The 19,270-nt window shown below is 40.2% G+C and carries 17 protein-coding genes; 9 read left to right on the top strand and 8 right to left on the bottom strand.

Translation table 11 applies throughout. From position 1 onward, the window contains the following. Position 1: 1 nt before the first annotated feature. The 4 genes from fabD to yceD form a co-directional block, all read right to left on the bottom strand. The gene (gene fabD / locus ADS77_RS06045; RefSeq protein WP_054203559.1) at positions 2-928 is read right to left on the bottom strand and encodes an ACP S-malonyltransferase; all 927 of its coding nucleotides are present in this window, start codon (positions 926-928) and stop codon (positions 2-4) included. Between the two features lie 74 nt (positions 929-1,002). Next, the gene (plsX, locus tag ADS77_RS06040; RefSeq protein WP_054203558.1) at positions 1,003-2,031 is read right to left on the bottom strand and encodes a phosphate acyltransferase PlsX; all 1,029 of its coding nucleotides are present in this window, start codon (positions 2,029-2,031) and stop codon (positions 1,003-1,005) included. A gap of 12 nt (positions 2,032-2,043) precedes the next feature. Next, positions 2,044-2,214, bottom strand: coding sequence for a 50S ribosomal protein L32 (rpmF, locus tag ADS77_RS06035; RefSeq protein WP_002962381.1), 171 nt, complete (start codon positions 2,212-2,214; stop codon positions 2,044-2,046). 9 nt (positions 2,215-2,223) lie between these two features. Next, positions 2,224-2,748 carry a 23S rRNA accumulation protein YceD gene (yceD, locus tag ADS77_RS06030; protein ID WP_054203557.1) on the bottom strand — a complete coding sequence of 175 codons (525 nt, stop codon included), beginning with the start codon at positions 2,746-2,748 and terminating at the stop codon, positions 2,224-2,226. A 142-nt stretch (positions 2,749-2,890) separates the two neighbouring features. Here yceD and ADS77_RS06025 point away from each other — a divergent pair, with 142 nt between their 5' ends. Further along, complete coding sequence (locus tag ADS77_RS06025; RefSeq protein ID WP_054203556.1) at positions 2,891-3,484, top strand: Maf family protein; 594 nt, start codon at positions 2,891-2,893, stop codon at positions 3,482-3,484. On the opposite strand, the gene ADS77_RS06020 is transcribed toward ADS77_RS06025, so the two are convergent. Then, positions 3,481-4,131, bottom strand: coding sequence for an HAD-IA family hydrolase (locus ADS77_RS06020; protein ID WP_054453414.1), 651 nt, complete (start codon positions 4,129-4,131; stop codon positions 3,481-3,483). The genes ADS77_RS06025 and ADS77_RS06020 overlap by 4 nt on opposite strands. After that, positions 4,128-5,087, bottom strand: a complete 960-nt coding sequence (gene rluC / locus ADS77_RS06015) for a 23S rRNA pseudouridine(955/2504/2580) synthase RluC (RefSeq protein ID WP_054203554.1) — start codon at positions 5,085-5,087, stop codon at positions 4,128-4,130. Before rluC ends, ADS77_RS06020 begins: the two co-directional genes overlap by 4 nt. A gap of 618 nt (positions 5,088-5,705) precedes the next feature. Between rluC and rne the strand changes: the two genes are divergently transcribed. Both rne and ADS77_RS06005 read left to right on the top strand, forming a co-directional pair. Continuing rightward, entirely contained in the window at positions 5,706-8,972 is a 3,267-nt protein-coding gene (gene rne, locus ADS77_RS06010) for a ribonuclease E (protein ID WP_054453412.1), read from the top strand. A gap of 745 nt (positions 8,973-9,717) precedes the next feature. Then, complete coding sequence (locus ADS77_RS06005; RefSeq protein ID WP_054453410.1) at positions 9,718-11,784, top strand: hypothetical protein; 2,067 nt, start codon at positions 9,718-9,720, stop codon at positions 11,782-11,784. A gap of 468 nt (positions 11,785-12,252) precedes the next feature. Here ADS77_RS06005 and ADS77_RS22070 read toward each other — a convergent pair whose 3' ends face one another. Beyond that, on the bottom strand, positions 12,253-12,618 hold the full coding sequence (locus ADS77_RS22070) for a hypothetical protein (RefSeq protein WP_054453408.1): 366 nt from the start codon (positions 12,616-12,618) through the stop codon (positions 12,253-12,255). Positions 12,619-12,712: 94 nt separating this feature from the next. Here ADS77_RS22070 and ADS77_RS05995 point away from each other — a divergent pair, with 94 nt between their 5' ends. Beyond that, positions 12,713-13,315, top strand: coding sequence for a DUF4124 domain-containing protein (locus ADS77_RS05995; protein WP_054453406.1), 603 nt, complete (start codon positions 12,713-12,715; stop codon positions 13,313-13,315). 15 nt (positions 13,316-13,330) lie between these two features. Further along, complete coding sequence (locus ADS77_RS05990) at positions 13,331-13,978, top strand: DUF4124 domain-containing protein (protein ID WP_054203549.1); 648 nt, start codon at positions 13,331-13,333, stop codon at positions 13,976-13,978. A 101-nt stretch (positions 13,979-14,079) separates the two neighbouring features. Here the strand turns inward: ADS77_RS05990 and yejK are convergent, their stop codons facing one another. Beyond that, positions 14,080-15,096 carry a nucleoid-associated protein YejK gene (yejK, locus tag ADS77_RS05985; protein ID WP_054203548.1) on the bottom strand — a complete coding sequence of 339 codons (1,017 nt, stop codon included), beginning with the start codon at positions 15,094-15,096 and terminating at the stop codon, positions 14,080-14,082. Between the two features lie 62 nt (positions 15,097-15,158). Here yejK and ADS77_RS05980 point away from each other — a divergent pair, with 62 nt between their 5' ends. From ADS77_RS05980 to aceK, 4 genes are all read left to right on the top strand, one after another. Next, positions 15,159-15,371 carry a DUF1414 domain-containing protein gene (locus ADS77_RS05980; protein WP_016707302.1) on the top strand — a complete coding sequence of 71 codons (213 nt, stop codon included), beginning with the start codon at positions 15,159-15,161 and terminating at the stop codon, positions 15,369-15,371. A 5-nt stretch (positions 15,372-15,376) separates the two neighbouring features. Continuing rightward, positions 15,377-16,873 carry a DUF3413 domain-containing protein gene (locus ADS77_RS05975; RefSeq protein WP_054453404.1) on the top strand — a complete coding sequence of 499 codons (1,497 nt, stop codon included), beginning with the start codon at positions 15,377-15,379 and terminating at the stop codon, positions 16,871-16,873. Between the two features lie 111 nt (positions 16,874-16,984). Beyond that, on the top strand, positions 16,985-17,461 hold the full coding sequence (locus tag ADS77_RS05970; RefSeq protein ID WP_054203546.1) for a hypothetical protein: 477 nt from the start codon (positions 16,985-16,987) through the stop codon (positions 17,459-17,461). An 81-nt stretch (positions 17,462-17,542) separates the two neighbouring features. Beyond that, entirely contained in the window at positions 17,543-19,261 is a 1,719-nt protein-coding gene (gene aceK, locus ADS77_RS05965; protein ID WP_054453402.1) for a bifunctional isocitrate dehydrogenase kinase/phosphatase, read from the top strand. Positions 19,262-19,270: the final 9 nt, after the last annotated feature.

Genomic DNA, 19,270 nt, shown 5'->3' with positions numbered 1-19,270 from the left:
CTTATTTTGCTTCGTCAATGGCTGATTGGCTATTAACCGAACCACATACCATTGCTTTATCAATACGCTTTGCAAGGCCTGTTAATACTTTACCAGGACCAAATTCGTAACTTTGGGTAATACCTTGCGCGACTAACGCTTGTACTGTCTCAGTCCAACGTACAGGGCTGTATAATTGACGCACCAATGCGTCTTTAATCGCATCTGCTGCGCTTGCAGCGGTTACATCAACGTTATTAATTACATCACACTTAGGTGTATTAAATGTTAAAGCCGCTAAATCCGTCGCTAATTTTTCTGCTGCAGGCTTCATCAGTTCACAATGTGATGGCACGCTTACAGATAAAGGCAATGCACGTTTGGCACCGGCTTCTTTACACGCCTGTGACGCTCTATCAACTGCGGCTTTATGGCCTGCAATCACAACTTGACCTGGTGAATTATAATTTACTGGCGATACAACCTCACCTTGTGCAGATGCTTCGCACGCAGTTTGGATTTCATCATCACCTAAACCAATGATTGCAGCCATAGAGCCGACGCCTGCAGGCACAGCTTCTTGCATGTATAAACCACGGTTTTCAACGAGCTTTACAGCTTCCCCTAAACTTAATACATCGGCACACACCAATGCTGAATATTCACCTAAGCTGTGACCAGCCATTGTTACTTCTGCATCTGAATTTGCTGATAACCATTGACGGTAAATAGCCACTGAGGCTGTTAATAGTGCAGGTTGAGTACGATGGGTTTGATTTAGTTCTTGTTCTGGTCCATTAAGTACTAATGCAGCCAAATCATAACCTAGTGCGTGTGATGCTTCTGCAAACGTTGCTTTTACTATATCCGATTGCTCTAAAAGTTCACTTAACATACCCACTGATTGTGAGCCTTGACCTGGAAAAACAAGTGCAATTTTTTGTGCCATACTTTGCTCTTTAAATTAAACAAATAAATAATTGTTTAAGTAAACGCCTGACAACAACATCTACTCGTCAGTCGCTACTTTTTAGTTGAATGTGTTTGCTCGAAAATAGCTGCAATTTTTTCAGGAAGTTGACGCTCAACTTCTTTAGCAGCTTCGTCGATAGCAGCATGAAATGCTTTAGCGGAGGCATTTCCATGGCTTTTTACGACAATACCGCGCAATCCTACCAGAGAAGCGCCGTTATACTGGTCGGGGTTCACCCTTTTATAGAGTTTTTTTATTACTGGGCGTAGCAAAAAGGCTAAGCATTTATAGAAAAAGTGCTTGCGCAGTGCTTTAGTAAGCTTAAACATAATGAGTTTTGCAATCCCTTCGCACGTTTTTAAAGCGACATTGCCCACAAAACCTTCGCAAACTATAACGTCTGATTTACCAGTAAATATATCACTGCCTTCGCTATAACCGGTATAATTTATATACTTACATTGCTGCATAAGCTCTGCAGCTTGCTTAATATCTTCATGGCCTTTAATCGCTTCAGAGCCAATATTTAATAAACTGACTTTAGGATTATCACAACCAAGCGCTTGCCCTGCGACCACCGACCCCATAATGCCAAACTGATACAAGGTTTGCGCATCACAATGCACATTGGCACCTAAATCAAGTAAGTAAACAGGGTTTTTACGCTCCGTTGGTACTGCTGAAATTAATGCTGGGCGCTTTACACCTGGAAGCATTTTCAGTACATAGTGAGCCATGAATAATAGTGCACCGGTGTTTCCGGCACTCACACACGCCTGTGCTTCACCTGATTTAACTAAATCAAGGGCAACGCGCATTGAGGAATCTTTTTTTGCTCGCACAGCAGAAGACGGTTCACAGCTATTGGTGACAACTTCAGTGCAATGACGAATAATTAAACGAGGATGGGAAAGAGAATCAAGCGATTCGAGTTCTTTAGATATTACTTGTTCGTTACCACATAAGATTAAACTTAAGTTGGCATTGGCATTTACCGCGTTAACGGCTGCGGGGATAGATGAACGGGGGCCATAATCGCCCCCCATCATATCTAACGCAATGGTTAGATTGGTCAGCATAAAAGCAATCTCTTATTTAGAAATTACTTGAACGCCTTTGTAGTAACCATCTGCAGTCACATGGTGACGACGATGAGTCTCACCAGATGTTTGGTCTACAGTTAAAGTTGGACCACTGATCGCATCGTGTGAACGGCGCATGCCGCGTCTTGCACGAGACTTTTTGCTTTTTTGTACAGCCATAGTCTTCTCCTAAGAATCTTTCTTAAGTTGTTTCAAAATATCAAATGGATTAGGTTTATCATCTTCCGCCTTTAAAACACCAAAGCTGGCAGGCTTTGCTGAATAACTGCATGAAGCTTCGTTGTGGGTAGCAACTAATGGAACTGCTAAAATTAGTTCGTCTTCGATTAACTCAAAAACGTTAATTTCACCATTTTCATCAAGCGCTACTTCATCGTAGTCTTCTGGAAAAATATCTGACTCTGTATCCTCTCCAATTGGGGAATAAACAAAGTCTTGAACCAAATCCAACCCTAAATTACCATTACAACGTTGACAAGTGACAGTAACGTGTGTGGACAAATTGCCTCTAATCACAGCGAAACCTTGATCGTCGTTTTTGCAATGAATTTTTACCGCTATTTCACCTACTTCTTCCTGCACAACTTCCCGTAAACGGGTAAGTTTTTCAAGCGGTACAATGCCGTCATACTTTAAACGGTGTTGAGCTGCTTTGCCTGGATGAAGAGTGATGGGAATTTTCACCTTTTGCATAGGGGCTGCATCATATAGATAGTTACTTGGTTAGTCAAAGTAAAAAACCATTTTTAACTGGTTTTTCGTGATTCATTTCTTTGTTTTACTTACGGATCTGATTTATCCTAACTCAATCTGATTTTCATTAGGAAAACAATCCATGAAGCACCCTCTCATTTTAGCCTCAAGTTCACCCTTTCGTCAGTCTTTATTGCAAAAATTTAATCTACCATTTGATACTTTTTCACCTGATGTTGACGAAACCCCTCACGTAAACGAAACACCGATTGCGCTTGTTTCTCGATTAAGTGAGCTCAAAGCCCGCGCTGCAACAGGCCTTTTTAAAGCGGGTTTAGTCATTGGTTCTGATCAAGTTGCAATATTTGACCAGCAAATTTTGGGTAAACCCCACAATAAAGAAAACGCAATAAAGCAACTGAGCCTATTTAGCGGTAATACAGTCACTTTTTTAACTGGCTTGTGCGTATACGACATTCTTTCAAACACAACAAAAACACGCGTCGAACCCTTTGATGTCACGTTCAAAAGCCTTTCGCATGAGCAAATAAGCGCTTATTGCGATGCTGAACAACCTTACAATTGTGCTGGCAGCTTTAAAAGTGAAGGCTTAGGTATTTGTTTATTTGAGAAACTCAATGGCGATGATCCAAACAGTTTGATTGGGTTACCATTGATCAAACTCAGCCAATTATTGACTGAGTTTGGGGTTGATGTATTAAGTAATCAAGCCTAACGATCAAGTAAGAGCGCACCTAATTGCTGATACGAATCAACCGTAGCAATTGGCGCAAACTCTTGCAGCTGTTGGGCGTTGTGTACGCCCATCGTCACACCTAGGCGGTCAATATTGGCTGCTTTCGCCATGGCCATGTCGATTTTAGTGTCACCAACCATTAACGCATCAAGAGCACTCATATTGAGCTCATCAAGTAATTGTAATAGCATATCAGGCGCTGGTTTTGACAATGCATCATCGCTGGTGCGCGTTGCAACAAAATAATTCCTAAGCTTTGTTTCATCGAGTAAACGCTCAAGCCCAGCACGGCTTTTCCCGGTTGCAACAGCTAACAACACACCACTATTTTTTAATGCAGCTAAAGTTTGCTCAACACCTTCGAATAAAGGGGTTGGCGTTACATCTACATATTTATATTGATGTTTATAGCCTGCGATCAAGTCAGCATATAAATCTGCATCGTTAGGAAATAAAGTAGCCACAGCCTGTTCAAGTGATAAGCCTATAATATTGGCGGTTGCTTCGTCACTCGGAGCAACTAAGCCACATAATATCGCAGATTGATGCATGCAGTTTACTATTTTTGTCACTGAATCCATCACTGTGCCATCCCAATCAAATATCACTAATTTATAGGATTTCACGATTTGGCTGCACGTAATGTTTTAATGCAATTAACAAGTGCTTTATCAAGTGGTGCTTCAACACGCATGGTGGTTTCGTTTTTAGGGTGATAAAAACTCAAGTCATGTGCATGCAAAAATAACCGCCCTAAACCAATTTTACGCATCGCTGCATCAAATGCTTGGTTACCGTATTTGTCATCGCAAGCAATAGCATGCCCACGGCACTGAGTGTGAACACGAATTTGGTGCGTACGACCAGTAACGGGTGATGCCTGCACCAGTGAGCATTCATCAAAACGTTCTAACACTTTAAAGCGTGTATGAGATGGCTTACCTTCGGTGTTATTAACACGAACAACACGCTCACCCGATTGCAAGGTGTTCTTCAACAGCCCTTCGGTAACGTTTTTATCTTTTGAATCCCATTGCCCATCAACCAATGCCCAATAGTTTTTTTCCATGGTTTTTTCACGTAACTGTTCATGAAGACTGGTCAGGACAGAGCGACGTTTTGAAATCAATAAGCAACCTGATGTATCCCGATCTAACCGATGCACAAGCTCTAAGCTTCGCTCTTCAGGGCGTAGAACACGCAACGCTTCAATAAGCCCATAACTTAAACCGCTGCCACCGTGCACAGCCATGCCTGAAGGTTTATTAATTACAATAAGATACTTGTCTTCAAATAAAATAGCGTCTTCAAGCTTAGTTACTACATCTAAATTTTTTGGCACAAACTCTTCACGCTCAGCGATTTTAATTGGCGGGATACGCACAATATCGTCAAGTTGAAGTTTGTAAACAGGTTTGATACGTTTTTTGTTCACACGCACCTCACCTTTTCGAAGGATTCGGTAAACAGCGCTTTTAGGCACCCCTTTTAAGTGGGTAATAAGAAAGTTATCAATCCGTTGACCTAAATGGTCTTCGGTAATCGTGACGAAAGATACTTGTAAGCCGGTTTTTTCTGACATTGCCTAATCACTGATTTAAGTAAAAATAATTTAGTTGCTAACACGGTTATAATAATGGGATAATCGCTAGCGCAAATATAAATTTGCACATAACAACGGTGCTTTTTAACACATTAATACATTCGTGATGCACATTCTGGGTAATTGATCATACAGATCCGAGTTAAGTTTTCCAAAGCTTTTATACATACCTAGTTTGCACGTGCGTTCAATTAACTCCGATGCGCGTAATATATCGCTAGTTAAGTTTGACCACGATGTGTTTTTTAATGTTGATAAAAAAAGCAATGAACAAATAATTTGTCTGATCGTGACGGCGTACGATACGCCGTTCAGCAGATGCATTGTAAATCGTACAAGTTAATTTAATACATGGTCGACTCTGGGCAGAACTCAAATAGATAACTGTAAAAACAGTCATTTGTTTTCCCCCTATTTAGAATCTAATAACGTGACAACACGTTATTGTCAGCCAGCACCATAAAGATACTTAAACGGATACAGAGCAAAGCTCCCCCACAGATCCAGTCGTGAGATTGTATAAAAAGAAGCGATGGGAGCAACTGAACAGGCGAAAAGTTTCGTCATGTCAGAGACATAACACAGTAGAGTAACAATATGAAACGTATGCTAATCAATGCGACGCAGCAAGAAGAAATGCGCGTAGCACTGGTTGATGGCCAGCGCCTGTATGATTTAGATATCGAAAGCCCGGGTCACGAACAAAAAAAAGCCAATATTTATAAAGGCAAAATCACACGTATAGAACCGTCACTAGAAGCCGCTTTTGTTGAGTATGGCGCTGATCGTCACGGATTCCTTCCTTTAAAAGAAATTGCTCGCACTTACTTCCCGACAGGTTATACCTTTCACGGTCGTCCGAACATACGTGACGTGATCAAAGAAGGTCAAGAAGTCATTGTTCAAGTAGATAAAGAAGAGCGCGGACAAAAAGGCGCAGCTCTTACTACGTTTATTAGTGTTGCTGGTAGCTATTTAGTGCTTATGCCAAACAACCCACGTGCTGGCGGTATTTCTCGTCGTATCGAAGGTGATGAGCGTACAGAACTTAAAGAAGCATTAAGCCGTTTAGAACTGCCTAAAGGTATGGGTTTAATCGTGCGTACTGCTGGTGTTGGCAAATCATTTGAAGAGCTTAACTACGACTTAAAAGCGCTATTAGTACATTGGGATGCGATTCAACAAGCGTCTGATGGCGGTAAAGCTCCGTTCCTAATTCATCAAGAAAGCAACGTGATTTTCCGTGCTATTCGCGATTACTTACGTCGTGATATCGGTGAAATACTGATTGATAAAGCCCGAGTATTTGAAGAAGCAAAAGCGCATATAGAGCGTTTTCGCCCTGACTTCATGAGCCGTGTAAAACTTTATCAAGGTGAAGTCCCACTGTTTACTCATTATCAAATCGAAAGCCAAATTGAGTCAGCATTTCAACGTGAAGTTCGCCTGCCTTCTGGCGGTTCAATTGTAATTGATCCAACTGAAGCACTTACCTCTATCGATATCAATTCATCAAAAGCCACTAAAGGCGGTGATATCGAAGAAACAGCGCTTAACACCAACTTAGAAGCTGCTGACGAAATTGCTCGCCAATTGCGTTTACGTGACTTAGGTGGCTTAATCGTTATCGATTTCATCGACATGACACCACCACGTCATCAACGTGAAGTAGAAAACCGCTTAAAAGATGCTGTACGTCCAGATCGTGCCCGTGTACAAATTGGTAAGATCTCACGTTTTGGCTTACTAGAAATGTCGCGTCAGCGCTTGCGCCCTTCATTAGGTGAAGCAAGCCAAGGTCCATGCCCACGCTGTAGTGGCCAAGGTACTATTCGTTCAAACGAGTCGATTGCATTATCAATCCTACGTTTAATCGAAGAAGAAGCGATTAAAGACAATACGTCACAAGTTAACGCACAAGTGCCTGTTGCTGTTGCCGCTTATTTGTTAAATGAGCAACGTCGTAGCGTACATCGCATTGAAAAACGTCATAATTGCGATGTTGTGATTATTCCTAATCAACACATGGAAACGCCTCATTACGAAGTTATGCGCTTACGTAAAGACGAAACCATCGAGACTGTAAGCTATGAGCAAGTGATTGCTCCTGAGCAAGAAGTATTTGAAACATCAAAAACACCAACAGCGGTAGTACGTGAGGAGCCAGTTTTAAAAGGTGTGGTAATGCCTTCGACACCGGCCCCGCAAGCTGTTGAAAAGCCAGCTCCAACGCAAACAGCCAGTCAGCCAGCTGCAGAGCAAGTTAGCTTGCTGACAACTATTAGCAACTGGTTCAAATCGTTATTCGCTGATTCATCTGAGAAGAAAGAAGAAACAAAGAAACAAGAACAGCAAACTGCACAGAGTAACCGCAATAACCGCAATCGTAACAATGATGGTGATACTCGTCGTCGAAACAATCAACGTCGTCGTAACAACAACTCACGTAATAAGCCGGTTAATGAGCGTTCAACAGAAGAAGCTGTTGTTGTTAAAAACGATAATGCATCAACAAGTACTGAGCAGCAGGAAAGAAACGATAATCGTAATAAACGTCGTCGCAATCCTAACTCGCGTAAACGTAATGAAACTCGTAATGACGATAAAAAAGAAGTGGCAGTTGCAGCAGCAACTACACCTGAAGTAAAAGATGTTACAGTTGAAACTACTGAACAAAAACCAAAAGTTCGCCGTCAACGTCGTAACATACGTAAAAAGGTACGCTTACAAGCTGAAGATAGCCAAGTTGTTGCAACTGATGATCAACAGCAAGCTGTTGCTGATGAAAAACCGACTCAGACCCCGACAAAAACTGAAGACGTTGTTGTAGAAAAAGCACCGGTTGTTGAAACACCTGCACAAGACATTGAACAGGTAGTTGTGAATGAACAAGATGCTGCCTCTGCAGATGAAGAGCAAGGCCAAACACGTACACGTTCACGCCGCTCACCTCGCCATTTACGTGCCGCAGGCCAACGTCGTCGTCGTCCTGAAGGTGAAGAAGCTACTCAAACACAAAGTACACAACCGCCAGCGTTTATTCCAGTTGCAGATCAAGCCGCAGCCGAATATGAAGCGGAGTTAAAAGCAAAAGAAAATGCGATTACTGAAGCGAATGAATCTGCTCCTGAAGTAGTTAAAGCAGCACCTGTTGTCGCAGAGCCTACTCCTGAAGTTGTTGATGAAACACCTGTGGTTGCTGAGCCTACTTCTGCTGTAGTTGAAGAAACACCTGTGGTTGCTGAGTCTACTCCTGCAGTAGTTGAAGAAACACCTGTGGTTACTGAGCCGACTCCTAAAGTGGTTGAAGAAACACCTGTGGTTACTGAGCCTACTCCTGCAGTAGTTGAAGAAACACCTGTGGTTGCTGAGCCTACTCCTGCTGTAGTTGAAGAAACACCTGTGGTTGCTGAGCCGACTCCAGTAGTTGAAGAAACACCTGTTGTTACTGAGCCTACTCCAGTAGTTGAAGAAACACCTGTTGTTACTAAGCCTACTCCTGCTGTAGTTGAAGAAACACCTGTTGTTACTGAGCCTACTCCTGCTGTAGTTGAAGAAACACCTGTTGTTACTGAGCCTACTCCTGTAGTAGTTGAAGAAACACCTGTTGTTACTGAGCCTACTCCAGTAGTTGAAAAAGCACCAACACAAACTGTTTCTAACACTAAAACAGTGATCACAACTGGAAAAGCAAGTGCGCCAATGGCTCAACCTACACCAGTCGCTGATAGCGATGTTATTCATACACCTAAGGCAATGGCACATGATAAGCGTGAAGCGATTCCAGATAGTGGCTTGCGTGCCGGTTCATTAAAGCCTGCTGGTCGTGCTAGTGCTGCAATGACTAAAACATTGAGTGCTTAAGAACTCACATTGTTTAGTTAAGTACTAAATAAAAAAGCCGTGTTAATAAAATTAACACGGCTTTTTTATTTATAGCTGAAACCTAAATTGACACTAAAGTATAAAGCCCCAAACAACTGAAGTTTTTATCTCTGTAATCCCCTACTTTTTATTTGGTAACTCTTATACCAATCTACTTAGATATGGGGTCTATTTAATGACAAGAAAATTGCGCTATAACTAGGGCGTGTTGACCTTTCGTGATTGATTTTACAGCAGTCTATTTGGTATTTAGGCAAGGCAGCGCCTATGTAGTGTGGTTGTTCCCCATAAATAGGCGATAACGCAGTATAAATGCCAAACATGCGCTGCCCAAAGGGTTCTCCCAAGGGGCGACTAACTGTTTATTACCTGTACGGATGTGGATAAAGGGCGTGAACAGGGCGCGGAGGCTTTGCTCGATTTTACTTAGTCCACTCGATTCAAAATCTCGCGCCGCGATTGAACCGCCTGAGTTTGAATAAATTTCAATCATCAAAGATCAACAGACCCGAGTACTACATACACATTAAAGTTACTTACTACAAACAAAAAAAACAAAAAACCATCACTTGACACTATATATTAACAAACCCATTTGCTACTATCACTTTGCTTATTTTTAATACAACTTTATTGCATGCTAATTTAATGCGGGTAAGCAGTATTTCTGCGGATAATTAGAGACAACTTTTAGTTAATATAATTCTCAAAGGAAAGTTAAATTATGGAAATTCATAAGTTCAAACTAACACAACTCGCCATAGCATTAGGCCTAACAGCAACTTTGGCTGCATGTTCTAGTGACAATGATAAAACACCTCCTCCGGTAGAACCGACACCAACACAAAAGGTTGTTGAACTGCCTGCAGGTACCACATCTGAAAAACAAGCTGGTTTTTTCACTGTAGTTGTAAAAGATAGCGAAGGTAATAGCTTAGGCTCTGCTGATGTGCCTATTACAGTAAAGATCACCAAAAATTCAGCCAATGTTGTTTCAACCAAAGGCGAAGCGTTAACAGCCGATGATTTAACGATTACCAATGGCGCAGGCTTATTTGCGGCGTCATTATCAGAACTCACTGCTGAAACATCAATAACAGTGAATTTTACTGCTCCTGGCTATTTTAATAACAGTAAAGTAATTACTTTATCAGTTGATGATTCTGAAGTTGCAGAAACTGTAACATTAGTTTCTCGTAGTATTGACGCTGATAATGTTGCTATTGTGTCTGAAGAAAAATCAGTGAATGATTTAGCCGAAAATGGCGCTACGGTTACATTTAAAGAAGATGGATCACTTGAAACATCTGATGGCTCAGCATTAAAGCTTGCCAAAACAGTAACTAAAACCAATGGCAGTGCCACTAGCGACAAAGGGGGAGTTCAAATATCAATACCCAGTGGATCTAAAATGCTTGCTAAAAATGAAGCTGGTGAGCTAGTTCCTTTAACAAGCGCCCCTTCCCTTGCTGTTGCGTATTTTAACAATGAAGCTAGCTCCAGTGCTGCTGCAAACGACAATAATGAGAGTCGCCCTGAATCAGCACTAGATTACTTCCCTGGTGGTCTTGACCTAGCCGTTTCTGTTCCTACCGCAGATAATGTAACGACTGAAGTCACAACCACAGGCTCATTTACAACCGCTGGTTTTGTTGCCATCGAATTGACCGATGATGCTGGTAACAAAGTGAAAGAGTTTGGCTCAACGGGTGATGGTGACAACGCCACTAAAAACTCAATTGAAGTTAAAATGCAAGTAGAAGTTAAAACATCAAACGCCTGCCCAATGACTTATGCTGATTTAGATAATCTAGACCAAGCTACAGTGGCTGCTTTTGCTGTTGATGCGTCTAAATCAACTGATAGTGCTTACTTTCGCAAAGGCGCCTGTGTTTCCTCTGATGGCTCAGCAATTGCGACACGCCCAATCAAAGCAGGTGATATAATCCCTGTATGGAGTTACGATGCGGATGAAGCGCAATGGGCTTTTGAAAGCTATGGTGTTGCTCAAGTAAATGCTGATAACGCTGATGTTTTTGACGTAGCAGTTCAGGTAACTCACTTATCTTACTGGAATCTTGATTTCTTTAACTGGCGCGAACCTAACTTTGGCCAATGCGGTGATGATCGCAAAGTTCAGTTTGACATCAAATATGCAGATGGCTCAACTGATAATGTAACCGCATTTGACCTGCTTGTGGAATCTCAATCTGGTGGTTACCGTAAACTTAAACGTGGGTATGAATTCCGTTACTACAATAAGTCTACGATAGCTAACCCGCCGTCATTTTCCGTATTTATGTCGCTATTAAATAATGGCACTAATATTATTGATGGGATCGAAGGTGACGCTAATAATCCGGTTGATGCTTCAGCATCTAGATTAAAACTAAATGACATTTGTGAGTTGGATGGGAAGAAACTAGTGCTAACACTTGATACTGCTCCAGCGCGAGTAGATCAAAAAATCAAAACACAATATGCTTGTAGTAACAACGCTGAAGGTGATGTTGAAGCCCCACCGGCAGCAACTTCAACTTACGCGTATTTGATTGATTCAAGCAATAACTACGTGACCTATTCATATACTGCAAATGACGGCACAGCAACTTTTTCAAACGTTGTTGAAGGTAATTATAAAGTAAGAGTATGGGATCAAGTCAGCCGAACTTATGTGACTTCTCCTGATTTCGCCGCGAGTGCGACAAATGAAGTGGTTATTGATCTTCCCATTGAATGCACCATAACTGAAAAACCAGTTACAGGTACTGGCACAACAGGCGGTTCGTGATCGATCTTTAAGTAAAACAGAGTCAAAGCCGCGTTTATCGCGGCTTTTTTATTACTAGTGGCGATAATGAAATAGCGATAACCAATTAAACGGGCTCTCCTTTGCCTAAAAACCAAACAGTCTGCTTACAATTAACCTAGAAAGATAAACACACCCTAGGGCGCGTTGACCTTTGTGGATTGAAATTTGTTCAACCTAGGGGCGATTTAATCGCGGCGCGAAGTTTGTAACCTAGCGGGCTAAGTAAAAACCGAGCAAAGCTTCCGCGTCCTGCTCACGCCCCTTACCTACATCCCTGTAGGTAACAAAGAGTCAATCGCCCCTAGGAAAAACCCTTTGGGCAGCGCATGTTTGGCATTTATACTGCGTTATCGCCTATTTATGGGGAACAACCACACTACATAGGCGCTGCCTTGCCTAAATACCAAACAGTCTGCTGCAAAATCAATCACGAAAGGTCAACACGCCCTAGCTTTCACTCGCTAATTTGTACGCCTCATATTTTTCACATTCGAGTTCTGCTATATTTTTATCATAAATAGATTGAGACATATCAGATTTCAATGTTAACTCCTTGCATCGCTGTTCTAACTCTCCAACCTTTGGAATCGTTGGATCGATATTATGAAGTAAGATATGTTTATCAATTTGCCCTCCCCTAGATTGCATTTGACGCTGGATATCTTGAGCAACCATTTGCTGCTTAAGTTTTGCTTCATTGTGCATTTGTTCACTCATTTTGTGATAATCAACGACTACTTTTCTTTCAACCAATTTGTTATAACAAACCAACAACACAAATATAGCCAGTAAAAAATAAATAATCCCTTTCATATTAATAATTTCCCCTTGACAGAATAATGGGTTTTCTAGCCTAATACATCACTATAATAAAATACTCATTCGAGTCAATTCACAAGGAGGTTTTATGCGTAATAACCTGATAAAATTTAAGTTGCTTATTGGTGCTGTATTATTTTCAGTGTCCGTTTGTGCACAACAAGTTTACAGCTGGGTCGATAAGAATGGTGTTCGTCATTTTTCTGATGTTCCTACGAGTCAAAGTGCGGAAGTAGTCGAGGGTATTGAGTCAACCCCCACTCCAAAAGCAAAGAATAAAAATGAAAACCAATCTCATGGCTCTGAAGAAGAACATGAAGAGTATACCCCCGGTGCTGAAGTTCCCATAAAAGGCTCGGGCACAATACTCAGTTGCAATAAGTCTATCTCATATCATGGTAATTATTATCAAGGTAGTTCTTCCTATACGATGAATAAACAGTACACTACAAAAAAAAATGCGATGAATGTTTTAAAGACGCACGAAAATAGTAAGGATAGATTAAAAAAAGAGAACGAGAGGTTAAACGCTCATCTTGAAAAACAACAAGCTCATTATAATAAAAATAAAAGTAACTCGATAAAATATGCCATTGAAAATACAATGGACCAAATTGCTGAAAACAACTGTGAAATACAGGTCCATTTACGTTATATGGAACTCACGCAAGAAAAAATAAATTCATTATAAAAACCAAGGAATGATATGACCAAACTTATACTCACTATGCTACTTTTATCAAGCTTTGTCACACAAGCAAAAGTGTATATGTGCGAAGATGAACAAGGGAATGTGTCATATACCGACATTCCTTGTAAGAAAAGTGCATCAACCGTTGCCCAAAAAAATGAAAGTGCTTCTCAAAGCCCAATAGTTAACGAGATCCCTAAAGAGATTAATACTGTCAAAGATGCTTTGAATTATATTGGCTTGAACCAATTAGTACTTTTGAATTTAGATTTAATTGAGCAGCAATATATCATCCCGCAAGGTAGTTTTAATTACGAGTACTCTTTTTTAGCCCCCAGTAAATATCAATATTCAAATGTTCCTATCCATAATGTGAGTGCAAGATTTATAAATGGCATGGGTGAAATTGTTTATCAAGGAAAAATGTACGCAAGAAATTTTTCATCTACGCCTGACAACAATGGTTTTTTCAACGCCACTTTTTCTGATATCAATAAACGAATGATGGAAATGGGACTAGAAGATCAGACTGAAAACACGCTTCGCTATGGAAAAGGCAACTGGAGATGGAATCATCGTAATTTTGCCTGTCATGCTCAATCAGACTTTAGGCCAAGAAGTTCTGTAATTGGGTTAAAAATTACGTGCAAAACACAAAAGTAATATTACTGTGAAGTTCATAGAAAATTAACAGTAAGTACAACTCAAACAAAGAATAAAGCCGCGTCAGATCTCGCGGCTTTATTTGTAACTCTGTTTTAAGCTTACTCTTTCTCATTTTCCATAAAGCGCTGTAACTGATCTTTTAAGTTAGGCGGAATGCCTTTGATAACCAACGTATCAGTAGCGTCGTTATACATAACGCGTTCACCTAAATGCTTACGTTCAAAGCTAATGCTTACACCACCACCAAGACCTGAAAACTTAACCATACTTGTCACTGTTTTCTTGTCAACTGGAAATGACTCTTCTAAATCATAACTTTGCTCTTTACAAAAGCTTTCAAACGGGTTGTCGTCACCTTTAGTCAAGGTTGCGGATAATTCGCTGACATTCGCGTCTTCACCTGTGGTGACACAATCATTACAATAATCGAAAACTTGTTTTCGCAAGTCGTCTTTTTCAGACTTATCAAATTGTTGCTCTGATAGGTAATCTTCAACTGCACTGAGCATCACTTGACTTTGCTGCTTAGGATCAATGCCTTCTTCACAGCCTAAAAAGTCTAAAAAGAAGTCGGCTACTTTGCGCCCAGCTCGCCCTTTAATAAACGAAATATAACGATTATCTTCAGCTTGAGTATCCCATGCAGTTAAATCAATACGTGCAGCAAGTTGCATGCGAGATATATCTAAATGACGTGATGAGGCTAAATCAAGTTCAGAGGTAATTGAATAGTGCTCTTTAATGTTGATCATCGCAATCAACATATAATCCGTTGCGACGTATTGGTAATGACAAAAAATTAAATAGCCGGTTTCGTTAAACGCATACTTATTTAATTCTTCTTTTAATACAGTAGTTGCTTGCTCTGTCATGTGCCAAAAGCCAAGTTCGTCATTACGATAACTTTGCATTGCAGATGCAACCACACTATTTTTATCTCCGCTAAATGCACAATAACCTTTACCAGGTTTACCGTTATATGCGTGATGCAGTTGCTCGATGAATACAGCGACTTTTTCATTCACTGCCATTTCGTCATTGCGCAAATGAATTTGCGTATCGTCGTCTTTTTTGTCTACATAATGAACGACTAACTTTTTAACATCTATTGCCATCTTTGTTTTTCACGCCTCTGGTGTTAAAATATGAGAATATAACTCTTTTATTGAACCAACTGATGCCAATCTTATCAAAATATTCTAATGATGAAGTAGAACAAATCGTCGATCAACTCATTGATGTGTTAACTAAACACAATGCGCCGGTTGATTTAAGTCTTATGTGTTTAGGAAATTCTATCACGCATATCTTAAAAGAGCATGTACCAACAGGGAAAAGACAAGCCGTTGCGGATAACTTTGCGAAAGCACTTGCGCAATCGGTTAAATAAACTTTATGAATTTATCGCAGCACAATCAGTTTTCGTCTAAAGCGAGTCAATTATTAAGTTGGGGCCATTGGTTCACCTTCGCTAATATTGGTTTAGTTTTGCTTATTAGTTTAAGTTACTTATTTGCCGACTCGCCACCGACAACTGCAATCGGGTATGTTTATATGCTAGTTACTTGGCTTAGCCACACTAGCTTTATTACCTTTATTGCCTTTGTGCTGACGATTTTTCCGTTAAGCCTTATATTCCCCTACCCTCGGCATATTCGTGGAATGGCCGCCATTCTTGCAACCTGCGGAGCATCACTACTTACGCTTGACGCTTACGTATATTTTAATTTAGGTTATCACTTAAGTAGTTCAGCATTGCCTGAAATTGTGACTTTATTATGGCATAGATTAACCAGCAGCCCGGGGTTAACCAGTTTACTTGCTGGCGGGATTGTCATACTTATTTTTGCATTTCAATTACTTGCAAGTAACTATACTTGGCATCATTTAGCACGTTTAAAACAGTATAAGTTCGCACGATACGCCAGCTCATTTTTATTAGTATGTTTTGCTATGAGCCACAGTATTCATATTTGGGCTGATGCTAATTTAAAATTTGATATCACCAAGCAAGACAACGTGTTGCCGCTATCTTATCCAACCACGGCTAAAAGTTTATTAGCAAAGAATGATTTATTAGATATTGAAAGCTACAAGCAGGCACACAATGTTAAACTCACATCGCAAAATATTAATTATAGTGCCCCTTCACCACTAACCCGATGCGAAAATTTTACGCCCGCAACCATTGATATCTTAGTATTTAGCTCTACAGCAAATCTAGATGAGTTTGCTAAGCAGCATACAGACTTATATAAAACAGAGCAGTTTTTACAAGCTGTTGATCATCAAGATGCACTTTTTAGTCTAATTTATGGCCTGCCTGCTTATTATAAAGCAGTACTTATGGACGAGCAGAATCTTCCGGTGTGGCAAACACAACGTCGTAGCCTTTCGGTCACTGGATTTGAAGATTTCACATATATAAATGGAGCTAAAACAGATGGTGCTGCAATCCGTATCGTAAATGCAGATGCACAGACCACAGTTCGTGATAATAACACCCATATTTTCGCTTTTAGTTTGGCGACTGATAACAATAGTATTGTTAGTGTCTCTACTTTATATAGCTCAGATAAAAAAGTCACTCGAGCTGATGGCCTAATCCAACCAAGCGATCTCATTGCTACCAGTGTAGGCCAATACTTAAACTGCCCTAATGTTACAAAACAAAGCATGCTGGGCGTTAATTTATATAGTAAAAAAGACGATATCGGTGTTAATTATTCACAAGGTGTCTTCATTGCGTACAAAAAAGATCGCATTACTTTGATTGATTCTGAGGGTAATTATAAAAATATATCTGCTGCACAAGGCTTTTCAATTGAGCAAAGTTTAGATATCCCATTTTTAGTACATAGTATTAAAAAGCTAAGAACATTTACGCATTAGCCTACACAACAGCCCTTATAGATGTCTATTAGGGCTTGAGCATTTAATTTGCGATTTGCCCTAGTTAGGTTATAGTTTTTATTATTACCTGACTAAGGAAGGTTAAAAGTAATGAAATCACCCGCAATTTTTTTTATTTTCTTTATCGTTCTTTTCACATCAAGCCTAATAGCTAATGATACTCATTACTATAAATGCATCACGGATAAAGTAACGACCTTCAGTCAATTCCCATGCAGTGGACAAGCAACCCAGCATAAAGTCACAACGGCTAACGTAGCAGACTCATCCAAAATTGATCATACTAAATCCCTCAACGCACTTGAGCGCGAACAAATAGTACGCAACCTCCATAGCGAGATCCGCAGCGTAAAACATACACTTGCAATTTTAAGCCGTAAACGCGATACCGCTGAATATAATCAGCAAGAACGCCTAACACGCCTGATGAGTGATGATGATAAAAAGCACACTGCAAAAGACATTAAAAAGCAGATCAAACGAATCGATAAAACCTACGCAAAAAAGAAAAAATCAACAGAAAAAAAACTGGCTGCATTAGAAAAAAAGTTAAAACGTTATGAATAAGCTATTGGGTTTTACTAATATTTAGCATACTCTTAACATCAGTAGAGCATATACTCTACACCGTATTCTAGGAGTAGCCATATGTGCGCGCACGAGATTGCCGAATTCATTTTAAAAGGCTTTAAAAAGCACTATTTATTATTTCAAAAAATTACAGCACAAGCCCCGCTTGCCTTTGCGCATAAAGACTGGTCTAAAATGCACGAAATTAGTCGTTTGCGGATCAGTTATTACGATGACCGAGTAAATGAAACAACGCAACAACTCAAAGACGAGTACCTAACAACACAACTTGATGAATCGCTATGGCTTGCAACAAAGCAGCACTATCAACAGTTCTTGCTTTTTCACCCACAGGCAGAATTAGCTGAAACATTTTACAACTCTGTTTTTTGTCGATTATCTCATCGTCGTTATTTTAATAATAATTTCATTTTTGTTAAAGCCACACTCGCTGATGCCCCTGCGTTACCAATTGAAGCAGAGTATCGTAGTTATTTTCCTGTTATTGATGGCTTAAAACCCACGATCCGTAAAATTATTGAGCAATTTGACTTTAAAGCCTCTTTTAATGACTTAGAACGCGATATTCGCTTACTTGTTAAAGCATTTTATAAACAAGCGCCAGATACACACCACAGTGCATGGCAAATGCGTTTTGATATATTACAAACTCCCTTTTATCGTAATAAAGCCGCCTACATTGTAGGCCGTGTTGTTTCGCAAAGCGGTGTGCAGCCTTTTATTATTGCCGTTCTTCACCATGAAGATAAAGGTTTATATTTAGACGCCCTACTCACTAAATCATCACAAATGCGGGTTATTTTTGGTTTTGCCCGTGCTTATTTTATGGTTGAAACCCATGCGCCCTCTGCATTAGTCCGTTTTTTAAATCAGCTAATGCCGAATAAAACCCTTGCTGAACTGTACAACGCGATTGGTTTTCACAAGCAAGGAAAAACCGAGTTTTACCGTGAATTTTTAACGCACCTAGAGCGCTCAAACGACGATTTTATTATCGCCCCAGGCACACCGGGAATGGTGATGATGGTATTCACGCAACCTTCTTTTGGCTACGTGTTCAAAATAATTAAAGACAAATTTGGTGAGAGTAAGCCTTTTGGTCGTGACACTGTTCTAAAACGCTACCAATTAGTTAAAAGCCATGACCGAGTCGGCCGGATGGCTGACACCATAGAGTATTCTAACGTCGTATTCCCACTGGCACGCTTTAACGCTACATTATTAACACAGTTAAAGGCAACAATAGGGTCATCAATGGTGATTGAGGGGGATTTGTTGATTATAAAACACCTCTATATAGAGCGAAGAATGACACCGCTGAACTTATTTCTAGAAAGTGCCAACGAAGAAGATGCACGTACTGCCATTATCGAGTACGGGCAAGCGTTGAAAGAGATGATTGCGGTAAATATTTTCCCTGGCGACATGCTTTTGAAAAATTTTGGGGTCAGTAATCACAAGCGAATCATTTTTTACGATTACGATGAAGTCCAATATCTTACTGATATGAATTTTCGAGCCTTACCTAAACCAAAAACCTACGATGATTACTTAACTAACGAGCAAAGTTACTCTGTGGCACCCCAAGATGTATTCCCAGAGCAATTATGCACCTTTGTAATGCCAAACCCTTGTTATAAAGCGATTTTTACGCAAGTGCATCCTGAATTACTCGATGTCGAATTTTGGCAACAAGCGCAAAAAAATGTTAAAAATGGCCTTGTTAGCCACATTTATCCATACCCTAGCTCACAGCGTTTTATCCATAGTTGGTAAACGAAAGGA

Origin of the sequence: Pseudoalteromonas porphyrae, from assembly GCF_001298125.1 — a bacterium.
Taxonomy (GTDB): domain Bacteria; phylum Pseudomonadota; class Gammaproteobacteria; order Enterobacterales; family Alteromonadaceae; genus Pseudoalteromonas; species Pseudoalteromonas neustonica.
Note: the sequence above shows the minus strand (reverse complement) of the source record. Positions and strands in the feature narration are given on the sequence as shown.

Bases quoted from the DNA above. Each gene is read 5' to 3' on its own strand.
- fabD (WP_054203559.1), bottom strand. From the start codon at position 928: ATGGCACAAAAAATTGCACTTGTTTTTCCAGGTCAAGGCTCACAATCA.
- plsX (WP_054203558.1), bottom strand. From the start codon at position 2,031: ATGCTGACCAATCTAACCATTGCGTTAGATATGATGGGGGGCGATTAT.
- rpmF (WP_002962381.1), bottom strand. From the start codon at position 2,214: ATGGCTGTACAAAAAAGCAAAAAGTCTCGTGCAAGACGCGGCATGCGC.
- yceD (WP_054203557.1), bottom strand. From the start codon at position 2,748: ATGCAAAAGGTGAAAATTCCCATCACTCTTCATCCAGGCAAAGCAGCT.
- ADS77_RS06025 (WP_054203556.1), top strand. From the start codon at position 2,891: ATGAAGCACCCTCTCATTTTAGCCTCAAGTTCACCCTTTCGTCAGTCT.
- rluC (WP_054203554.1), bottom strand. From the start codon at position 5,087: ATGTCAGAAAAAACCGGCTTACAAGTATCTTTCGTCACGATTACCGAA.
- rne (WP_054453412.1), top strand. From the start codon at position 5,706: ATGAAACGTATGCTAATCAATGCGACGCAGCAAGAAGAAATGCGCGTA.
- ADS77_RS06005 (WP_054453410.1), top strand. From the start codon at position 9,718: ATGGAAATTCATAAGTTCAAACTAACACAACTCGCCATAGCATTAGGC.
- ADS77_RS22070 (WP_054453408.1), bottom strand. From the start codon at position 12,618: ATGAAAGGGATTATTTATTTTTTACTGGCTATATTTGTGTTGTTGGTT.
- ADS77_RS05995 (WP_054453406.1), top strand. From the start codon at position 12,713: ATGCGTAATAACCTGATAAAATTTAAGTTGCTTATTGGTGCTGTATTA.
- ADS77_RS05990 (WP_054203549.1), top strand. From the start codon at position 13,331: ATGACCAAACTTATACTCACTATGCTACTTTTATCAAGCTTTGTCACA.
- yejK (WP_054203548.1), bottom strand. From the start codon at position 15,096: ATGGCAATAGATGTTAAAAAGTTAGTCGTTCATTATGTAGACAAAAAA.
- ADS77_RS05980 (WP_016707302.1), top strand. From the start codon at position 15,159: ATGCCAATCTTATCAAAATATTCTAATGATGAAGTAGAACAAATCGTC.
- ADS77_RS05975 (WP_054453404.1), top strand. From the start codon at position 15,377: ATGAATTTATCGCAGCACAATCAGTTTTCGTCTAAAGCGAGTCAATTA.
- ADS77_RS05970 (WP_054203546.1), top strand. From the start codon at position 16,985: ATGAAATCACCCGCAATTTTTTTTATTTTCTTTATCGTTCTTTTCACA.
- aceK (WP_054453402.1), top strand. From the start codon at position 17,543: ATGTGCGCGCACGAGATTGCCGAATTCATTTTAAAAGGCTTTAAAAAG.